Genomic DNA, 17893 nt, shown 5'->3' on the forward strand with positions numbered 1-17893 from the left:
AAGTTATGCGTGGCTCATTTGGCTGACCTTGAAATGCTCGGAAACGGTTTTGATGGCTCCGAAGGCAGCCCAAGTGACGTGAAGGAGGAGCAGAACCAGCAGAGCGGCGCTCACGGTATCCATCCAGCCCAGACCCCACGCGAGCGCCGCGGGCTGTGTGGATAGGGTATGGGTGCCGAGGCAGCACGTGCCCACGGGGAAGGTACTGGCCCACCAGCTGGGGTTATAGGACATTGGGGTATTTCCTAGGGCGGTACCCCAGTGCTTGGCCAAAGCGTAGATGCTCAGCGGCACGCCCAAGCCCAGCATCGCTACACCATAGACCATGGCGCGGAAATGCCATTGGTCACCGGCGAGTAGCTGTGCTGCGGCGGTGGACTGGCCGACCAACCCCATCGGGATCCAAGCGGTGGCAGCGAAGCTAATGGGAACCTTGGGAAAGGTGCGCAGGTAAACGACGGCAAACGTCGGCAGTCCTGTCACCCAAGCCACTACGAAGCAGAACACGCCGATGCCGTGGATGACCGAGCCCCATTCACCAGCATGCGGTACTAATTGCGCCGACGAGGTTGCGGAAACCATGGGGGCAACAAGGGGTAATCCCCAGGTAAAAGCGGGGTTAGAAGGGCGGTCGGAGAAAAGAAACTTGAGATATTTTAAACAGGTAATGACGCTCAGGATTGTTCCTACCGCCCAACACACGGTGTGAATCAACCAGGCGTCAAAGATAAGTGAGTAGGCACTACCCAAAGCGAGGATGCCCATGGAGACCATGCCCCATGCAGGCATGTCGCTGGAGTTGAATCCCGGAGTGCGGTGCTTAATAAATCCCGCTGTGAACGCCAAGAAGACAAGCGTTGCAACGCCGAGCATGATTTCTGCTGGAAGGCGGCCCAGGATTGGGCTCAGGTGAGCATCGATGAGAGACGAGGAGATTCCGAGTCCCATTACTGCTCCGGCCCAGCCAGGTCCTAGCGGAGGGAGCTCTATCTCATTGCGAATCTTTAACATATTCTTCAGGCTAGGCACTGCTTGATGTGTGCGGGAGAGCGTATAATCCGAACGGGGTTACAATAAATGAATGTACCCCTCACGAGAAGATGGTAACGATGGATTCTCTCCCGTTCGACGCAGCTACGTTCCCGATGCTTTCACAGTTGATGCCGTCCTTGCTGTAGCTCGATATGGGGGTATGAACCAGGCTGCGAAACATCTGAATGTCTCCCAACAAACGGTTAGTACGCGCATCGCCAAGTTTGAAAAACGCCTCAATAATCGCATTTTTTGGCGCGGAGCCGCGGGTAGTTCCGTCACAGAAGTGGGCAGCCAAGTCGTCCGTGTACTCGAGGGACTAGAAGGCGCCCTGAACGAATGCGCGCGTGGCCTCGAAACAGCCGTTGGGGTTGGGGTCACCGAGGACATTAACTTGGTGGTTTCTCATACTGTGGCCGAAGTGGACTACCCCCGCTGGGCCGCGGCCTACCAACGCGCTCACCCACATACTTATCTGTACATGCGTCAGCTCAACAGCCGGGAGGCGCAGCGCCACGTGGTTCAAGGACAGGCAGAACTAGCGATTATTGAGGGCCACTGGGTGGCCCACGAACTGCACGAGCGTGTGGTCGGGCACGATGAACTCGTGGTTGTTGTCCCCGCAGAACATCGCTGGGCGAAGCCGCGCAACCACAATCAGCCAGTGACCCCGTCAGCATCAACGTCAGCACCAACATTGGAAACGAAGGTATCTCCAGTGACGAAGGAGGAGCTGCAATCTACGCCCTTGGTGCTGCGTGAACAGGGAAGCGGCACACGAGAGGTGGTGGCGGATGTTCTGGGAGTGCTCGCCCCGCCGGCAGGGGAGTTCGGGTCTCTGGGAGCTCAACGTACTGCGATAGGAGCTCTGGGTGCGCCGGGGGTTATCGCGCGGAGAGCGGTGGCGTCACAGCTCGCTACAGGAGAATACGTAGAGGTTCCGGTGGTGGGAATCAGCTTTGACCGGCCGCTACGGGTGGTGTGGAGTGCGCAGAATCGTCTTTCTGATCCGGCCCAACATTTTTTGCGCTTCCTTGTGGACTATGCGGACGGGCGCAAGGACTAAAACGCGTAAAGACTCAAGATATATCCAACCCTGGGCAATCATTTCCCTATGTAAACGGGGCTGACCACTTGAGTAAGCCATTTCATCGGGCTACAGCTAGCGAAATGCAGCAATAACGAAGGAAACCTGAAGCACCCTCAGGCATAATGTTCCTATGTCAAAGTTCTCTGAGGTCCTGGAACAGCTGCGCGAAAACCAACCAAAGGCGAAGTATGGCATCGCTTTTGAAAAGCTGATGGTCAACTATTTTCAGACTGATCCCACTCTCAAAGCACAGTTTGATGAGGTCAGCCGGTGGACTGACTGGCGCTATAACGGCGGCAAAGCCGATACCGGGATTGATTTGGTAGCTCGCCGCCGCGATGACGGGACGTGGACCGCTATCCAGTGCAAGTTCTATGCGTCCACCGCGCGCATCCAGAAGTCGCACTTGGATTCCTTCTTTGAGGCCTCGGGACATTCCTTTGAAACGGAACATGGCCGCGAGCACTTCGGCAGCCGGATGATCATTTCCACAACGGACCACTGGTCCTCGCACGCCGAGGAAGCATTGGCCAACCAGATTATCCCCACCAGCCGCATTGGTATTTCTGCCATCGCGGAATCGCCCATTAACTGGGACGTCGCCTTCCCAGGCTCCGAGGTGCAGGATAAAAACATTCAAATCAACCTCTCGCAGCGCAAGACCTTTGAGCCGCGCCCGCACCAGCAAACGGCCATCGACAAGGCCATCGAGGGATTTCAGACGCATGACCGCGGCAAGCTCATCATGGCCTGCGGTACCGGCAAGACGTTTACTGCGCTGCGCCTCGCAGAGCGCGTGGCCGAAGATAGGGGAGGCAAGGCGCGCATCCTGTTCCTGGTTCCTTCTATCTCGCTGCTTTCGCAGACGCTGAAGGAATGGACGGCGCAAGGGCGCCTCGATATGCGCGCCTTCGCGGTGTGCTCGGACTCGAAGGTATCCAAGAAGGCCGAAGACATTGCGGTTTATGACCTGGAAGTTCCCGTCTCTACTGATGGCGCGGATATTGCGCGGCGTTTTGAGTCTGGAAAACGCGCCAAGGGGCTCAGTATTGTCTTTTCCACCTATCAATCCTTGCCGGCAGTGCACGAGGCACAGCAGCACGGCCTAGATGAGTTTGACCTCGTCATTTGTGATGAGGCCCACCGCACCACCGGCATCACCCTGGCCGGCGAGGACTCCAGCAACTTCGTGCGCGTGCATGATGCGGACTACATCAAGGCTGCCAAGCGTTTGTACATGACTGCAACGCCGCGGCTTTTCGATGACGCCGTGAAAGGCAAGGCCGCCGAGCACTCTGCTGAGCTGACCTCTATGGACGATGAGGGTATTTATGGCCCCGAGTTCTACCGGCTGGGCTTTGGCGAGGCCGTGGATAAGGGCCTGCTTACGGATTACAAGGTCTTGGTCATGACCGTCGATGAATCCGTGGCTGCCAACGCCATGGCCCATAGCGAAGACAATCAGATCAACCTCTCGCTCGCCTCCGCGATGATTGGTGCGTGGAATGGCCTGGCCAAGCGCTCCGGTGAGCTGCAAGGAAAGAAGGGTGGATTCGATGAAAACGCCAACCCCATGCAGCGCGCGGTGGCCTTTGCTAAGGATATTAAGACCTCTACCCAGATTGCGGAAAGCTTTCCTTCCCTGATTAGGACTCACCAGGAGCTACTGAAGGATAAGGCGGCGTTGAATGATGTCTCCTTGACCAACGTTGATCTCCAAGTTGCTGCCCAGCACGTCGATGGCGGCATGAACGCCATGGAGCGCGGCACCAAACTGTCCTGGATTGAATCGCCCGCTGCAGAAAACGAAGCCCGGATACTTACCAACGCGCGGTGCCTTTCGGAAGGCGTGGATGTACCGGCGCTGGACTCGGTGATCTTTTTCAACCCGCGCAATTCCATGGTTGATGTGGTCCAATCCGTGGGCCGCGTGATGCGTAAATCTGCGGGCAAGGACTATGGCTACATCATCTTGCCGGTTGCCGTCGCGCAAGATGTCTCGCCCTCGGAGGCGCTCAATGATAACCAGCGCTTCAAGGTGGTCTGGCAGATCCTTAACGCGCTGCGTGCACACGATGATCGCTTTAACGCCAAGATCAATTCCATCGCGCTCAATGGAGCCAACGCACAAGAAGAACTACCCATTGATGTCAACCATGTCCCGGGTGACAAGGAGAAAAGCGATAAAGAAAAGCTGGAGGATGCAGAACGCACCAAGTCCACTGAGGCTTTTGAGGATTCTTCCGCAATGACCCAGCAGATTGCCTTGTTCTCTTTGGAGCAATGGCAAGAGGCCATCTACACCAAGCTGGTGGATAAGGTCGGCACCCGCACCTATTGGGAGGACTGGGCCGATGATGTTGCCACTATTGCAGAAAACCAAATCACCCGCATTACCGCGCTGGTAGAAAACGCCGATGAGGACCTGCGCCAAGAATTTGATGAGTTTGTTGAGGGCCTGCGCAATAACTTGAACGATGGTATTTCGGCTGATGATGCCATCTCTATGCTGTCGCAACACCTGATTACTGCACCGGTGTTCAACGCCCTCTTTGAAAACCATGACTTCATTACCCATAACCCGGTAGCCCAGGTCATGGAGAAGATGGTGGCGGCACTATCCAAGGCCAACCTGGACACGGAAACCGAATCGCTGGAGAAGTTCTACGAATCCGTGCGCATTCGTGCCTCTGAGGTGACCTCTGCGTCCGGTAAGCAGCAGGTAATTAAGGAGCTGTATGAGCGCTTCTTCCGCAAGGCCTTCAAGAAGCAGGCCGAGGCCCTCGGCATTGTTTATACCCCAGTGGAAATTGTGGACTTCATCCTGCGCGCTGCTGATGAGGTGTCCCGTAAGCACTTTGGCAAGGGGCTTAGCGATGAAGGCGTGAGCATCCTCGATCCCTTCGCCGGTACCTCGACATTCATGGTGCGCCTGCTGCAGTCTGGCCTCATCAAACCGGAAGACTTGGCGCGCAAATATGCCAACGAACTATTCGCCACCGAAATCATGCTGCTGGCATACTACGTCTCCGCCGTTAATATCGAGACCACCTACAACGCCCTGCGTGAGGAGGCCGCACAGCGCAACGACGAGCCGGCTCCAGAATATGTACCGTTTACGAATATCGCGCTTGCCGATACCTTCCAGGTCCACGAAGAAGGCGATATTCCAGACCTCAACATTTTCCGCGAAAACAACGCCACCATCGAGCGACAGAAGAACGCGCCCATCAACGTCGTGATTGGCAACCCACCGTATTCTGCGGGACAAAAATCCGCGAACGATCTCAACGCCAACCAGAAGTACCCCAGCCTGGATAAACGCATTGCGGATACCTACGCGGCCAAGTCCACGGCTCAACGAAAGGGGGCACTGTATGACTCCTACCTGCGCGCTTTCCGATGGGCCACCGACCGCATCGGTGACCAAGGCATTGTCGCGTTCGTTTCAAACGGCGGCTGGATCGATGGTAATACTGGCGACGGCGTGCGCCTTTCCATGGCCGAGGATTTCACTGATATCTATATCTTTAATCTTCGAGGTAATCAGCGCACCGCTGGTGAACAATCCCGCAAAGAAGGCGGGAAAGTCTTCGGTTCAGGTTCCCGTAGCACAGTAGCCATCACTATCGGCATCAAAGATCCAACAAAGTCTGGTTTCCAGCTGCATTATCGAGACATCGGTGACTATCTCACCGCCGAAGAAAAGCTCGGTATCGTCGATTCCACTTCTCTTGACATGATCGAGTGGCAGTCTATCGAGCCGAATAAAGAAGGTGACTGGTTGAACCAGCGCTCGGAAGAATTTGAAACATGGCCGGTTCTAGGAGATAAGAAAGAGAATCTCACAAGGGTCTTTTCACGTTTTTCCGCAGGCATTGCAACGAGCCGCGATAGTTGGGTTTATTCAAGCTCACCGTCCGAGTTGGAAAAGAACTTGAATCGATTCATTACAACTTATGAGGCGGCTAGGAAGGCTTTCAATAACCGGCAAGTAGACCAGTCTTTTACCGAGTGGCTGGGTGAAAACGCCACGTTCACGTCTGGAATAAAATGGTCTGACATTTTGCAGCGTAGGGTGGCAAACAACGAAATACTCGATTATCGATCAGATTTTGTTACGACCGGTTTTTATCGACCATTTTTTAAGCAAAAGCTGTATCGGGACCCCCGATTGATGCACCGGCAGTATCAACTTCCTTCGATGTTTCCTTCACTAGGGCATCAGAATGTTGGAATTGTTTCCACTGCGGCAGCCGATCGCGCAAAGTTTGCAGTTCTCGGATCGGCCCAAGTGATCGACCTTAATTTTTGGGGCGTTCCAGGACAATACTTCTCCCGCTTCACTTGGTCCCCAGTAGAGGTCGAAGATGGAGGCCTGTTCAGTGAAGGGAACGTCGTCAAGCAAGGCGAAGCCAGTGTTTATGGTCAGATCGGTGAAGTCGTTGACGGGTATGTGCGCGTGGACAACATCACGGATGAGATTAAACAGATCTACCGAGATGCACTGGGCAGTGATGTCTCTGGTGATGACATCTTCCACTTTGTCTATGGCAAGCTGCATGACCCTGGTTACCGCACAAAGTATGCGGCGGATTTGAAGAAAATGTTGCCGCATATTGAAACGCCATCTTCGCGTGCGGAGTTCGATAAGTTTGCCGCGGCCGGCAAAGAATTGATGGCGCTGCATGTGGATTATGAGTCCGTTGAGCCATGGCCGCTGGATATTCAGGTCAAGGGTGATGAGTCTGACCGGGAGACTTGGCGCGTACGCAAGATGAAGTGGGCCAAGCGCAAGGATCCGGAAACGGGTAAGAACGTCAACGATGTGACGAAGCTGATCTACAACAAGCAGGTGACCATTTCTGGTATTCCGGCGGAAGCGGATCAGTACATGCTGGGCTCACGCTCGGCGGTGGCGTGGTTGATTGACCGGTACCAAGTGAAGAAGGACAAAGCCTCTGGAATTATTAATGACCCAAACGATTGGGCCGATGAGGTGGGCAACCCACGCTATATCGTCGATTTGATTGGCAAGGTCACACGCGTGGCGATGGAAACCGTGCGAATTGTTGATGGGCTGGAGATTGAGGAATAGGTCTGGTTAACAAGTGACACAGAGTAAGAGTTCTTTTGAGATTGAAAAGACTATCCATTTAGCTCCGACTGAATCTATTCAGCATGCGCTGGGAGCCAATCACGATATTTGCTCGGGTATCGATGAGCTAGTGGACAATTCCATTGACGCAAAGGCAGAAAATATTTGCATTGTCTTCCACGTTGATGGAAACAAGCTGACCCAAATTGCGGTACATGATGATGGTCGTGGCATGGATGCGGCAACCATGGAACGTGTTTTACGGCTGGGAGGGCATGAGTCTCAATCACACAGCAATATCGGTATCTACGGAATGGGCTTAAAGGAAGGTTCTTATGCGAATGCCGATACCGTCACAGTGATGTCCCGAGTGAAAGGGCAATTTCCAGCAGGCATTCAGTTACACAAGGAAAGCTTCACTGCCGATGTATTAAAGCAGCAAGCAACAACTGCGGCGTGGAACCTAAGAGACCGGCTCGTTGATCTCAAGCGGGGTACCTCTATTCTCTGGAATGACCTGACGGGAATTTATGAGGGGAGTGACACGCGGGAAGCTGATGCCTTTTTGTCTGGCACAATTGAGAAACTGCGTCGCCACTTAGGGATCCGCTATCACCGTTTCCTCCAGGACAATCGGGTAAGCATAAAAATGTTTATGCTTTATGACGCATTTGATCCAGTGCCGGCCCCGTCCATCAAACCCATTGATCCATGTGGTTACCGGAAACCAGGTGACCGCTTATATCCCCTACGTTTAACTGAACATGGACGAGAAGATGGTCCTGGGGTGACTGCGCACATCTGGAATAACAGGTCCAAGTCGGACGAATTTATTTTGGAAGGCAAGGATGAGCTAGGCCATCAGGGTTTTTACATATATATCGCAGACCGCTTGATTACCCAGGGCGGGTGGTGTGGATTTCAGGAACCCCGAAAAGACTATAAATTGCTCCGGGTGGTCATTGACGATCCACGAGTGATCAATGAGTACATCACTATTAGTCCGCAAAAAGGGTCCGTGAGATTAGGTGAGGGATTTCACCGGTTTATCGATGGGCTAAGAGTATGTGGAGAGCCGGAAAAGAATTTTGATGCGGTATGTAGCGATGCCATCGCAGTCCTCCGAAAGTCCAATAAGAAATCTGGCAACCCGGATGTGCTGGCGGAGGCAGGGCAAGGAATTGCTCCGGTCATCAAAGAATTGATCGAGGATGAGGCAAATTTAAAAAAGGGCGACCCAGTCAATGTTGTGTGGACAGAACTGGAAGGCGATAAGTTCGTAGAGGTTTCTCCGCGGGATAGCACTATCAAGATCAATCGGAAATATCGAAAGATGGTAAACCCCGGCAGAGGCTCGCTCAACGATGCACCATTATTAAAAACGCTTCTATATCTGCTGTTCAATGATGTCGCTACTTCGAAGCAGACTAGAAAATCCAAGGCAAACACTTCCTTGTGGGCTGAGCTGCTAACGACCGCCGCCAGAGAGCAGGAGCGCCAAGAAAACCTACGCCTAGGGCTCGACTGACCCTACCGATGGAACGGGTGTTTGCTTTTGGGTCGAATTTATCAATGGGTGTCTGTGTGACGCTGTACTGTAGATCTCAATTGATGTGAGGCACATTATTTCCTGTGTCAAGCATTAATAAAGATGCACGAACCTGAGGAGAAAATCTCTTGACTAGCAGTCACGATAGTCAGACAGTAGGCTTCCAGTCCCTTAAGGAAGCTATAGGCAATGTTCTTAATCCATCAGATTTAAAGCTCTATGCCTCGTTGCAGGACAGGCTCAAATTGATGGAAGGGATGGACGTTAATGCTGCTTCGATACTTAAATACATCGAGGAAGCCGACGATAACGATATCCAGCCCCTAATAACGTTTATTGTCGCGGCCAAGGATGCTGATGAAGCTGTTCTGAAGCCAGAGACCCAGACACCTTCTGAAAGTAAAGAGCGGCTTCAATGGGTTATCGAGCAGCTAGGGCTGTCTGATTTTGCTCCAGCATTGGAGCAGCGTATGCCTGATCCCGAGCCTGCGGTCATTGTCGAAGAAGACTTCACCGAGTGGTATACGCCGGAAAGGCAGCAAGAAAATACTCACTACTGGGATGATTACCGCAAGGTACTGAGCAGAAACCGCTGGGATGCTGAATCTATCGATACCGTGGGTACGCAGGCTACCGAGGTTATTCGGCGCATAGAAGATCCTAAAAAGCCACACTATGTGTCTTCTCGCGGCCTGGTGGTTGGTTACGTCCAAAGCGGTAAGACTGCAAACTTTACCGCTGTTACTGCTAAAGCTATTGACGCTGGCTACAGGTTTATCATCATTCTTGCCGGCACGATGGACAATCTGCGTGATCAAACACAACGGCGTTTGGATAAAGAGTTGTGCGGCAAAGAGTCGGTGCTGAGCGGCCTCGATGAAGAAAACCTCACTGCAAAAGAACGCAAAGATGAGACCTATTTCAATGGTGACGAAGAATGGGATCGTGATTGGGATGAGATCGGTGGCGCGTTCCTGAGCCATGGTCCTGCATATGGCTCCAAAGGATTCCCGCGTATTAAACGCGTGACAACTTCAGTTCGTGATTACCGCAGGACTGGTACTAGCGCGATTGAAATTGAACGCCCGGATAAATCGAAGCCTGTGCATCATCCCGACAACCTGGATAACATGCCTTGTCTGGTTGCGGTGGTCAAAAAGAATTCTTCGGTGCTCAAAAACCTTAATTCTGATTTGCGGCGCGCGGCCCGTCTTAATGAGGACTTGAAGCATTTGCCGGTTTTGGTTATCGATGACGAGTCCGATCAGGCGTCTATCAATACTAAAAAGCAAAAGAAGGAAGAGCCTAAAGAAGAACGTGAGCGTACTGCGGTTAATGAGCAGATTACTGAACTGCTCAGTAACTGTCCTCGCGCGCAGTATGTCGGTTATACGGCTACGCCCTTCGCTAACGTCTTTGTCGATCCTTCCGATCCGGTAGATCTTTACCCGCGGAATTTTGTTTTGATGCTCAACGAGCCGCCTGCGTATCGCGGTGCGAAGTGGTTTCACGACCGCATGGACTTTGCCGATGCCCCCGAGGAAGCGACTCGTGAAAACTCCCAGAGTAAGGCGTTTATTCGGGACATCGTTGATTCTAGGGGGTTGGATGACGATGTATTTGAGCAAGAGCGAGCGGAAGAACTAAAAGAAGCCCTTGACATGTTTGTCTTAACCGGTGCGATTAAGAAATTCCGGGAAGCCAAGCATCCAGGTCATACGTTTAAGCATCACACCATGCTGGTGCACGAGGGTACGGGTACTGCGATCCACGGAGATGGAAAGAAAATACTGGAAAAAATTTGGCGAGAGCGCGGATATAATCTTGCGCGACCAATTCCAGAAATGAAGCGACTATTTGAAGATGATCTTCTCGATGTTATGAATATCGAGCGCTACAGGGAAGGTTTCGCGGTCCCACAGACCTATGAAGAACTCCTGCCGTATATCAATGAAGCCTATGCAGAAATGATGGTAGGGGTTCAATCTGGAGAGTCACCAATTTTGCAGGTTGATACTGAAGGCAAGCAAAGCCCAAACTTTGAATCTGGCCGTGTGTGGAAGATTCTTGTCGGAGGGGCAAAGCTTTCTCGTGGCTATACAGTTGAGGGTCTGACGATTTCTTATTTCCGCCGTCGTGCAGGAAGCGCGGATACGCTGATGCAAACTGGGCGTTGGTTTGGCTTCCGTAAGGGTTATCAAGACCTAGTTCGCCTTTATGCGCCTGATGATCTTGTGGAGCTTTTTGAGGCGGCGATGCATGATGAGGAGGTTTTCCGTGACAACATCAAGATTTATGCAGAAGAGCCTCAAGACCCTGATAAGCGTTTGACCCCGAGCCGTATCGCTCCCTTGGTTCGTCAATCGTTGCCAGACTTAAAGCCCACAAGTTCGAATAAAATGTTTAACGCTTATATTCGTTCTACTGCGGCTGCGCCGAACGTAGTGGAGTTGAACTCCATTCCTGACCGTCAAGAGAAAAAGGCCTTGAAATGGAATTTCCAAGAAGTCGGTATACCTTTGTTGCAGAGCCTCGACTCAGATATTGCGAAAATGGCATATTTCCGCTTAGAAGGTTTGAGAAGTGGTAATCCTTTTGCACACGCGGGCTACAAAAACTTCCATGTAGGAACCATCGCGGCCGATGCCTTCGTGGATCTTCTGGAGACCATGCAGTGGTACGAAGGATCGAACTACAAAGGGAACATCGTTGCCCCGCATGTCCGCTATCTTCGCGGATTGATGGGAGACGGCAAACACGCAAGTGTTTCGGGTTCCGATTTTCGTGAAGTAGCAGTTATGTTGCCAATCTTGTCGCAAAATCCCAAAACCATTGAAGTTCCAGGTGTGCCGTTTCCAATGCCGCTTGTAAAGCGTAGTCGCCGTGAAGAACGCCATGATATTACCGGTACTGACCGAAAGAATACGTACATAATGCAAAGCGTGGCTAGCGGTAAGTCCGTTCTTACACCCCGGTTTATTGACATGGCAGAAAACGCACAATTCCTTCGTGGAGAATTTAAAAAGATCAAGGGGAAAGAGCCATTTGATTTAGACTCTTTTGATGCGAAGAAGCGTGGAGCCGTTCTCGTTACTTTATTTGATGATCGGAACCAGGACGAGGTGGCACAAAGCGAACGTGATGGCACCTACACTCCGCCGCGTTGGGACAAAGGAGAAGTAGGGTTGGCTCTAGCCTTTAACTCCCCGCATGAGGCTGTAAATGGTGCAGGCAAAGTTGTGGAGTGGGGCGTGCACTTGCGTGGCGACGGTGATGGCGAGGACGTCGTCATCGAAAGTATGGATGCTCAGAACTAGCAGGCTGCAGAAAAGTCGGACCGGTGGGGTGCATTGCTTAAAATGCACGCCACTGTCCCTTGAAGCTCTTTACTCCTCTCAGTACACTTACGGTAACGTAACTTAGCTCTGGTGGGAGAAAGAAGTATCGCTGTGGCTCAGATACATGCTGAAGGAACAAAAGAGGCGGGGGAGCATCCCTTGAAAGAAGGCTTGGTGCAGCGCACCTATTGGATGGCGGATCGCGGCGAGCGGCCGCTGACTCGTGGATGGGGTCATGCGCTGGCGGCGTTGCTATCGGTGATCGCCTCCACCGTGCTCATCACATATGCGTGGATGACGCTGCACTGGTGGCAAGGTCTGGGCGTGACTGTCTATGGCTTAGGGCTGGTGGGGCTTTTTGGCGTCTCGGCGCTGTACCACCGCTATCCGTGGTCTAGTCCCCGAGCGGTGCAGTGGTGGCGGCGGGCAGACCACGCCACGATTGCGGTATTCATTGCCGCCACATACACCCCGCTGTGTTTGATTGCGTTATCCCCAGTTCAGGCCGCGTGGATGCTGGCCATTGCGTGGGCGGGCGCGATCTTGGGCGTGATTTTGAACTTGGTGTGGATTGAACACCCACGGTGGCTCGACGTCGTGGTGTACCTAGCGCTGGGCTGGTTGGTATTGCCACTGCTGCCCACGCTGTGGAGCGATGCCGGCGCAGCGGTGGTTTGGCTATTGCTGGCCGGCGGTGTGGTTTACTCCGTAGGCGCGCTGGTCTATGGCTTTAAGTGGCCTGGGCGCAATGCGCGCTACTACGGCTATCACGAGCACTTCCACACCGCGACCATTGCGGCGGCGGTGGTGCACCTCGTGGCGGTGTGGCAAGTGGTCGTTGGCGCTGCCTAGACCGCAATTGTGGTGTTACTGAACAGGGCTGCACTAGCTAGGACGACTAATCTGTTCCGTAAACCCGCCTGGTTAACGAATAGCTAGAAGTCGGAAAGTCTCCCACCAGTCTTGTTCGATTTCCTTGGCCTGTGGTGAGGATAAGATTTCATCCACGTCTCCGTCGAGGTCAACATTAGGCAAGAGAGTTTCTGCTGGTTGTAGCGGAGGTCGTGGGGTGGGAGTGCCAGAGATCATCGCCTGGGAGAACTCTTGGAGGATCTCGTTCCAGGCAAGGCCATGACTTAAGTCAGAAAGCCGGGTCGATTCAGCTCCGCCGTAAAACGCGATGATGCTATCTACTACTGCATGTTCGTATGTGCTGAGATTGTCGGACAGGCCACCGGGAACATAGGGGACCGGCCAGGGCTCTTTGGTCCCTGCTACCTGCCAGGTTTGAGTGCGCAGTTCGCGGGAAACAGGGCCATGTCGCCACGCTTGAAACTCCGCCTGGAATAATGGGCGACCCGTCCACGCTAGATGCCAGCCTTGGGAGAAGTAGCACAGCTTGTACAGCTTGAGCTTGTCCACGTTGGGAATGCGCTCAGTTATGTACTGCCCAACGTCAAAAATTTCAGCCATGCTCTCCTCCTTTCAGCGTCGCGCTAAAGTATACGGCCTCATTCTGCAGTGGGAAAGAGCCTCTGTGCATCCGTTCCCGTGGCAACTGCGGCTGCGAGCAGTATGCGGGCCTGGGGTGCACGGAGGTTGCCGGAGGGGATAACTCCGGCATCGGCAAGCGTGGCACCGCCACCGGCGCCGCCGTAGATGCCCTCAACGGGCCCGTGATCCACGCGGGTAGTAAGCACGACGGGAACGGACTTGGCGGCTTCCATGGCGGCATTAGCCAGATCGGGGCCGATATTTCCTGAACCCATGCCCTCAATGACGATGGCCTGCGCACCCTTGGCCAAGGATTGCTCAATGAGATCCGCTGGGGCGCCGGGGTAGGCGGCGACGATGTCCACGCGGACATCGCCAAGCGGAGCGTACTTCAGCGGATCGGGGCGTTCTGGGAATTTCTCCTGGCTGTTGGTAGCAAAGCCATCGGCCTTTTCCGTATCAGATTTGAACGCGCCGCGGGCGGGGATAACCTTGCCGCCAAAGGCGATGAATGCGCCCTGGCCGGCATAGTCCGGGTTGGTGACAGTCTCTACCGCGGTAGCGAGGTTTTCTGGGCCGTCTGGATCATCGTCATCGAACGGGCGCATCGCACCGGTGAGTACGACGGGCTTATCGCTGTCGTAGAAAGTATCGAGCGCAATGGCGGTTTCTTCCATGGAATCGGTGCCGTGGGTGACGATTACGCCATCGACGTCATCGCGCTCTAGCTGCTCTTGTACGGCGGTGATGATTTTATCGGTATCGGCCAAGGTCATCGCAGAAGAATCCAGGTTGGCAATGTCTTTGACCTCAAGCTCCAGCTTGGATTTGTCGAATTCAGAGTACAGCGGGTCCACCAGGTCAGAGCCCTTTACGGTGGGCACCACCGCGCCCTTGTCATCGTGGGTGCTGGCGATGGTGCCGCCGGTAGAAAGCACCACCACATGTCCCTCGATTTCGGAGCGCTGCTTGGCGTGGGAGCCGCTCGACTTGGCGGAAGTGGTAGAAGAGCTTGTGGCGGAGCTGCTGGCGCTACTGGAGCTGGTAGCGGAGCTAGAACTCGATGCCGTGGAAGATGCTTCTGAGGTCTTTTCCGCGGAAGTAGAAGAAGAGGTAGTCGTCGGTGTAGCCGAAGCCTCATCTTTATCCTCCTGGTTGGCCGGATTCTGGCAGGAGGCCAGTAGCACTGCGGAGGCAACTAATGCGGCGGAGTACTGCACCCTGCGGCGCAGGCGTGGGTTAGACATATCAACTCATTTCTCTAGCGTGGTCTCAGTAACCAATTTAATACCACGCTGGTGCGCAGGCGCCGCGCAAAAGAAATTGTGCTGAAAATTTAATCCACGTGCTGGTAGTGCGGCGCCACGATGAGCGGCTTCGGGGAATATTCGCCGCGCAGCTCGCGCAAGATATTGGCGTGCTCGGCTAGGCGGATATCTTCTTCCGTCTGTGGGGTAAAGGTGCGCGCGGTCAGCGGCTGCCCGTCGCGGTCCAAGGCAATATAGGCCACGGTGGCGTGGATGGCGGTCTTGAGGTTATCGCGGCCGCCGCGGGGATCGCCGGCGCGGACGTGGATGGACATCTGCATGGAGCGGCGGTCCGTGCGCATCATGCGGGCATCGACCTCAATGAGATCGCCGATGGAAATGGGCTTATAAAAGCGGATGCCACCGGCATAGACGGAAACGGTGCGCTCGCCGGACCACTCCATGGTGCAGGCGGTGCCGGCTTCATCGATCCACTGCATCGCGGTGCCGCCGTGTACCTTGCCGCCCCAGTTGACGTCGGTGGGCTTGGCCAGGAAACGATTGACCATGCGTGGGGCATCGGAAGGCCCATCGTAGCTCTGCTTGTCCATCTCGAGCTCGATGGCCTTGCGCAGCTCGATGCGGGATTTCGCGGCCTCGGCCACGCGCAGGTGCTCATCGGTATCGGGCACGAAGGTGGGCACCGGGGTGGTCTTATCGCTTTCGGGGTCCTTGGCCACGAAGATGACCAGGCAATCGCAGGCGCGGGTGAAAATGCCCTCGCGGGGATCAGCAGACAGCACCTCGTTGATGATGTGCATGGAAGACCGGCCGGTCATCGCGATGCGCGAGCGCACCTCCACGATGTGCCCGGAGGGAATGGGCCGGGTGAAGTGGATATGGCCCACATAGGCGGTCACGCAGTACTGCCCGGACCACTGCACGGCGCAGGCGTAGGCGGCCTTATCGATCCACTCCAGCACGCGCCCGCCATTGATGCCGGGGGCGCCGGCCATGGTGACATCGGTTGGCGATGCCATAAAGCGCAGCGTCAGGGTAGGGGACTTTTGGGTTTCCGCAGCAGCGTCAGTAGGTGACATAAACAATAAGATAACAGTAGCTATGCTGTGGCTATGCCTAAACCCGTAGATCCCGCCGCCACGCGCGCGGCCATAATCGCCATCAAGGACTGGATTCAGGACCCGGACGGGCAACAAAAGCCAGGCAGGGCCCTGCTTGCCGATGCCGTCCGTCGCACCGCCCGCACCCTCGAAGCCGACGCGCCGGGGCACTCGGTGGAGCTGCGCGTACCCCCATTTGTTGCGGTGCAGTGCATCGAAGGCCCCCGCCACACGCGCGGCACCCCACCCAATGTGGTGGAAATGGATGCGGAGACCTGGCTGCGTTTGGCCACCGGTGTCACGGCCTGGGACGAGGTCAAAAACACAGGTCGCGTCGATGCTTCCGGGTCGCGTTCAGGGGAGATTGCACAGTGGCTTCCCATCATTCCGTTAGTTTTCGACGGCCCAACGCGCTAATATAAACGCCGTGGTAGAAGTACATACTCCTAGTATCACTGACCTTGACGATCGTAACGAGGAGGAACCCCGCGAAGAGTGTGGCGTCTTTGGCGTCTGGGCTCCCGGGGAGGAAGTCTCCAAACTTACCTACTTTGGCCTTTTTGCTCTCCAGCACCGCGGCCAAGAAGCCGCCGGCATTGCGGTGGGCGATGATGACCGCATCGTCGTCTTCAAAGACATGGGCCTGGTGGCCAATATTTTCGATGAATCGACCCTTTCTGCCTTAACCGGCAACGTGGCGGTGGGCCACACGCGCTATTCCACGGCCGGCGGCAAGGAATGGTCCAATGTGCAGCCAATGTTTTCCACTTCCTCGACGGGCGTGGACATTGCCTTGGGCCACAACGGCAACCTAGTCAATTACCTCGAGCTGCGTGCAGAGGCCGTCGAGCGCGGCCTGATTAAGCCGCACGAGGAATCGGTTTCTGACTCGATGTGTTTGTCCATGCTGCTTGCCGATGGCGTCGATGACACCACCTCCGTCTTCGACTCCGCCCGCGAGCTCCTGCCGCGGGTGAAGGGCGCATTCTGCTTGACCTTTACTGATGGTCACACCATGTACGCCGCGCGCGACCCGCAAGGCGTGCGCCCGCTGGTGCTGGGCCGACTGGCCAAGGGCTGGGTCGTTGCCTCTGAAACCTGCGCGCTAGATATCTGCGGCGCGCAATTTATTCGCGAAATCGAGCCGGGCGAGCTCGTCGCCATCGATGAGGCCGGCATCCGCTCTGAAAACTTCGCGCCCGCCAAGCGCAGCGGCTGCGTTTTCGAGTACGTGTACTTGGCCCGCCCGGATAGCGATATCAAGGGGCGCTCCGTCAACGCCTCCCGCGTGGAGATCGGCCGCCGCCTGGCCCGCGAATACCCGGTTGAGGATGCAGACCTGGTCATCCCCGTACCGGAATCCGGCAACCCGGCCGCGGTGGGCTACGCCCGCGAATCTGGCATCACCTTCGCCCACGGCTTGGTGAAAAACGCGTATGTGGGCCGCACCTTTATTCAGCCCACGCAGACCCTGCGCCAGCTGGGCATCCGGTTAAAGCTCAACCCGTTGCGCGAGGTCATCGACGGCAAGAAGCTCGTCGTGGTGGATGATTCCATCGTGCGCGGCAATACCCAGCACGCGCTTATCCGCATGTTGCGCGAGGCCGGCGCCGCCGAGGTCCACGTGCGCATCGCCTCCCCGCCGGTGAAGTGGCCGTGCTTTTATGGCATCGACTTTGCCTCGCCCGGCGAGCTCATTGCCAATGCCAGCCCGTCCGATGATCCGGACGAGATTTGCTCCACCATCTGCGAGACCATCGGCGCTGACTCTTTGGGCTTTGTCTCCATCGATGAAATGGTCGCCGCCACCGAGCAGCCCCGCTCCGAGCTGTGCACCGCCTGCTTCTCCGGCGAATATCCCCTTGGTCTTCCCGCTGGAAACCCCAATGCCGATGCCGTGCGCACCCTGCTCGGAACCCAATAA

General features: G+C 55.1%; 11 protein-coding genes. 7 read left to right on the forward strand and 4 right to left on the reverse strand.

Annotated features, from left to right (window positions below; all coding sequences use genetic code 11):
* Positions 1 to 3: 3 nt before the first annotated feature.
* A complete protein-coding gene (locus tag QP891_RS06400; RefSeq protein WP_284770368.1) occupies positions 4 to 1011 on the reverse strand; it encodes a TDT family transporter in 1008 nt (335 codons plus the stop codon).
* 181 nt (positions 1012 to 1192) lie between these two features.
* Here QP891_RS06400 and QP891_RS06405 point away from each other — a divergent pair, with 181 nt between their 5' ends.
* The 5 genes from QP891_RS06405 (at position 1193) to trhA (ending at position 12959) form a co-directional block, all read left to right on the forward strand.
* Positions 1193 to 2098 carry a LysR family transcriptional regulator gene (locus tag QP891_RS06405; RefSeq protein ID WP_410762422.1) on the forward strand — a complete coding sequence of 302 codons (906 nt, stop codon included), beginning with the start codon at positions 1193 to 1195 and terminating at the stop codon, positions 2096 to 2098.
* Positions 2099 to 2252: 154 nt separating this feature from the next.
* Entirely contained in the window at positions 2253 to 7220 is a 4968-nt protein-coding gene (locus QP891_RS06410; protein ID WP_284770370.1) for a DEAD/DEAH box helicase, read from the forward strand.
* 13 nt (positions 7221 to 7233) lie between these two features.
* Positions 7234 to 8748, forward strand: coding sequence for an ATP-binding protein (locus QP891_RS06415; protein WP_284770371.1), 1515 nt, complete (start codon positions 7234 to 7236; stop codon positions 8746 to 8748).
* Positions 8749 to 8897: 149 nt separating this feature from the next.
* Complete coding sequence (locus tag QP891_RS06420) at positions 8898 to 12086, forward strand: Z1 domain-containing protein (protein ID WP_284770372.1); 3189 nt, start codon at positions 8898 to 8900, stop codon at positions 12084 to 12086.
* 213 nt (positions 12087 to 12299) lie between these two features.
* On the forward strand, positions 12300 to 12959 hold the full coding sequence (trhA, locus tag QP891_RS06425; RefSeq protein WP_284770394.1) for a PAQR family membrane homeostasis protein TrhA: 660 nt from the start codon (positions 12300 to 12302) through the stop codon (positions 12957 to 12959).
* A gap of 72 nt (positions 12960 to 13031) precedes the next feature.
* Here trhA and QP891_RS06430 read toward each other — a convergent pair whose 3' ends face one another.
* The 3 genes from QP891_RS06430 to QP891_RS06440 form a co-directional block, all read right to left on the reverse strand.
* A complete protein-coding gene (locus QP891_RS06430; RefSeq protein ID WP_284770373.1) occupies positions 13032 to 13580 on the reverse strand; it encodes a Panacea domain-containing protein in 549 nt (182 codons plus the stop codon).
* 38 nt (positions 13581 to 13618) lie between these two features.
* Entirely contained in the window at positions 13619 to 14848 is a 1230-nt protein-coding gene (locus QP891_RS06435; protein ID WP_284770374.1) for an asparaginase, read from the reverse strand.
* A gap of 89 nt (positions 14849 to 14937) precedes the next feature.
* Entirely contained in the window at positions 14938 to 15948 is a 1011-nt protein-coding gene (locus QP891_RS06440; RefSeq protein ID WP_284770375.1) for an acyl-CoA thioesterase, read from the reverse strand.
* A gap of 33 nt (positions 15949 to 15981) precedes the next feature.
* On the opposite strand from QP891_RS06440, the gene QP891_RS06445 reads away from it, so the two are divergent.
* Positions 15982 to 16386 (forward strand): sterol carrier family protein, encoded by a 405-nt coding sequence (locus QP891_RS06445; RefSeq protein WP_284770376.1) that lies wholly within the window; start codon positions 15982 to 15984, stop codon positions 16384 to 16386.
* 10 nt (positions 16387 to 16396) lie between these two features.
* Entirely contained in the window at positions 16397 to 17893 is a 1497-nt protein-coding gene (gene purF / locus QP891_RS06450; RefSeq protein ID WP_284770377.1) for an amidophosphoribosyltransferase, read from the forward strand.

Origin of the sequence: Corynebacterium sp. MSK310, from assembly GCF_030227355.1 — a bacterium.
Lineage (GTDB): Bacteria > Actinomycetota > Actinomycetes > Mycobacteriales > Mycobacteriaceae > Corynebacterium > Corynebacterium rhinophilum.

Bases quoted from the DNA above. Each gene is read 5' to 3' on its own strand.
- QP891_RS06405 (WP_410762422.1), top strand. From the start codon at position 1,193: ATGAACCAGGCTGCGAAACATCTGAATGTCTCCCAACAAACGGTTAGT.
- QP891_RS06440 (WP_284770375.1), bottom strand. From the start codon at position 15,948: ATGTCACCTACTGACGCTGCTGCGGAAACCCAAAAGTCCCCTACCCTG.
- QP891_RS06410 (WP_284770370.1), top strand. From the start codon at position 2,253: ATGTCAAAGTTCTCTGAGGTCCTGGAACAGCTGCGCGAAAACCAACCA.
- QP891_RS06400 (WP_284770368.1), bottom strand. From the start codon at position 1,011: ATGTTAAAGATTCGCAATGAGATAGAGCTCCCTCCGCTAGGACCTGGC.
- QP891_RS06430 (WP_284770373.1), bottom strand. From the start codon at position 13,580: ATGGCTGAAATTTTTGACGTTGGGCAGTACATAACTGAGCGCATTCCC.
- trhA (WP_284770394.1), top strand. From the start codon at position 12,300: ATGGCGGATCGCGGCGAGCGGCCGCTGACTCGTGGATGGGGTCATGCG.
- QP891_RS06435 (WP_284770374.1), bottom strand. From the start codon at position 14,848: ATGTCTAACCCACGCCTGCGCCGCAGGGTGCAGTACTCCGCCGCATTA.
- QP891_RS06445 (WP_284770376.1), top strand. From the start codon at position 15,982: ATGCCTAAACCCGTAGATCCCGCCGCCACGCGCGCGGCCATAATCGCC.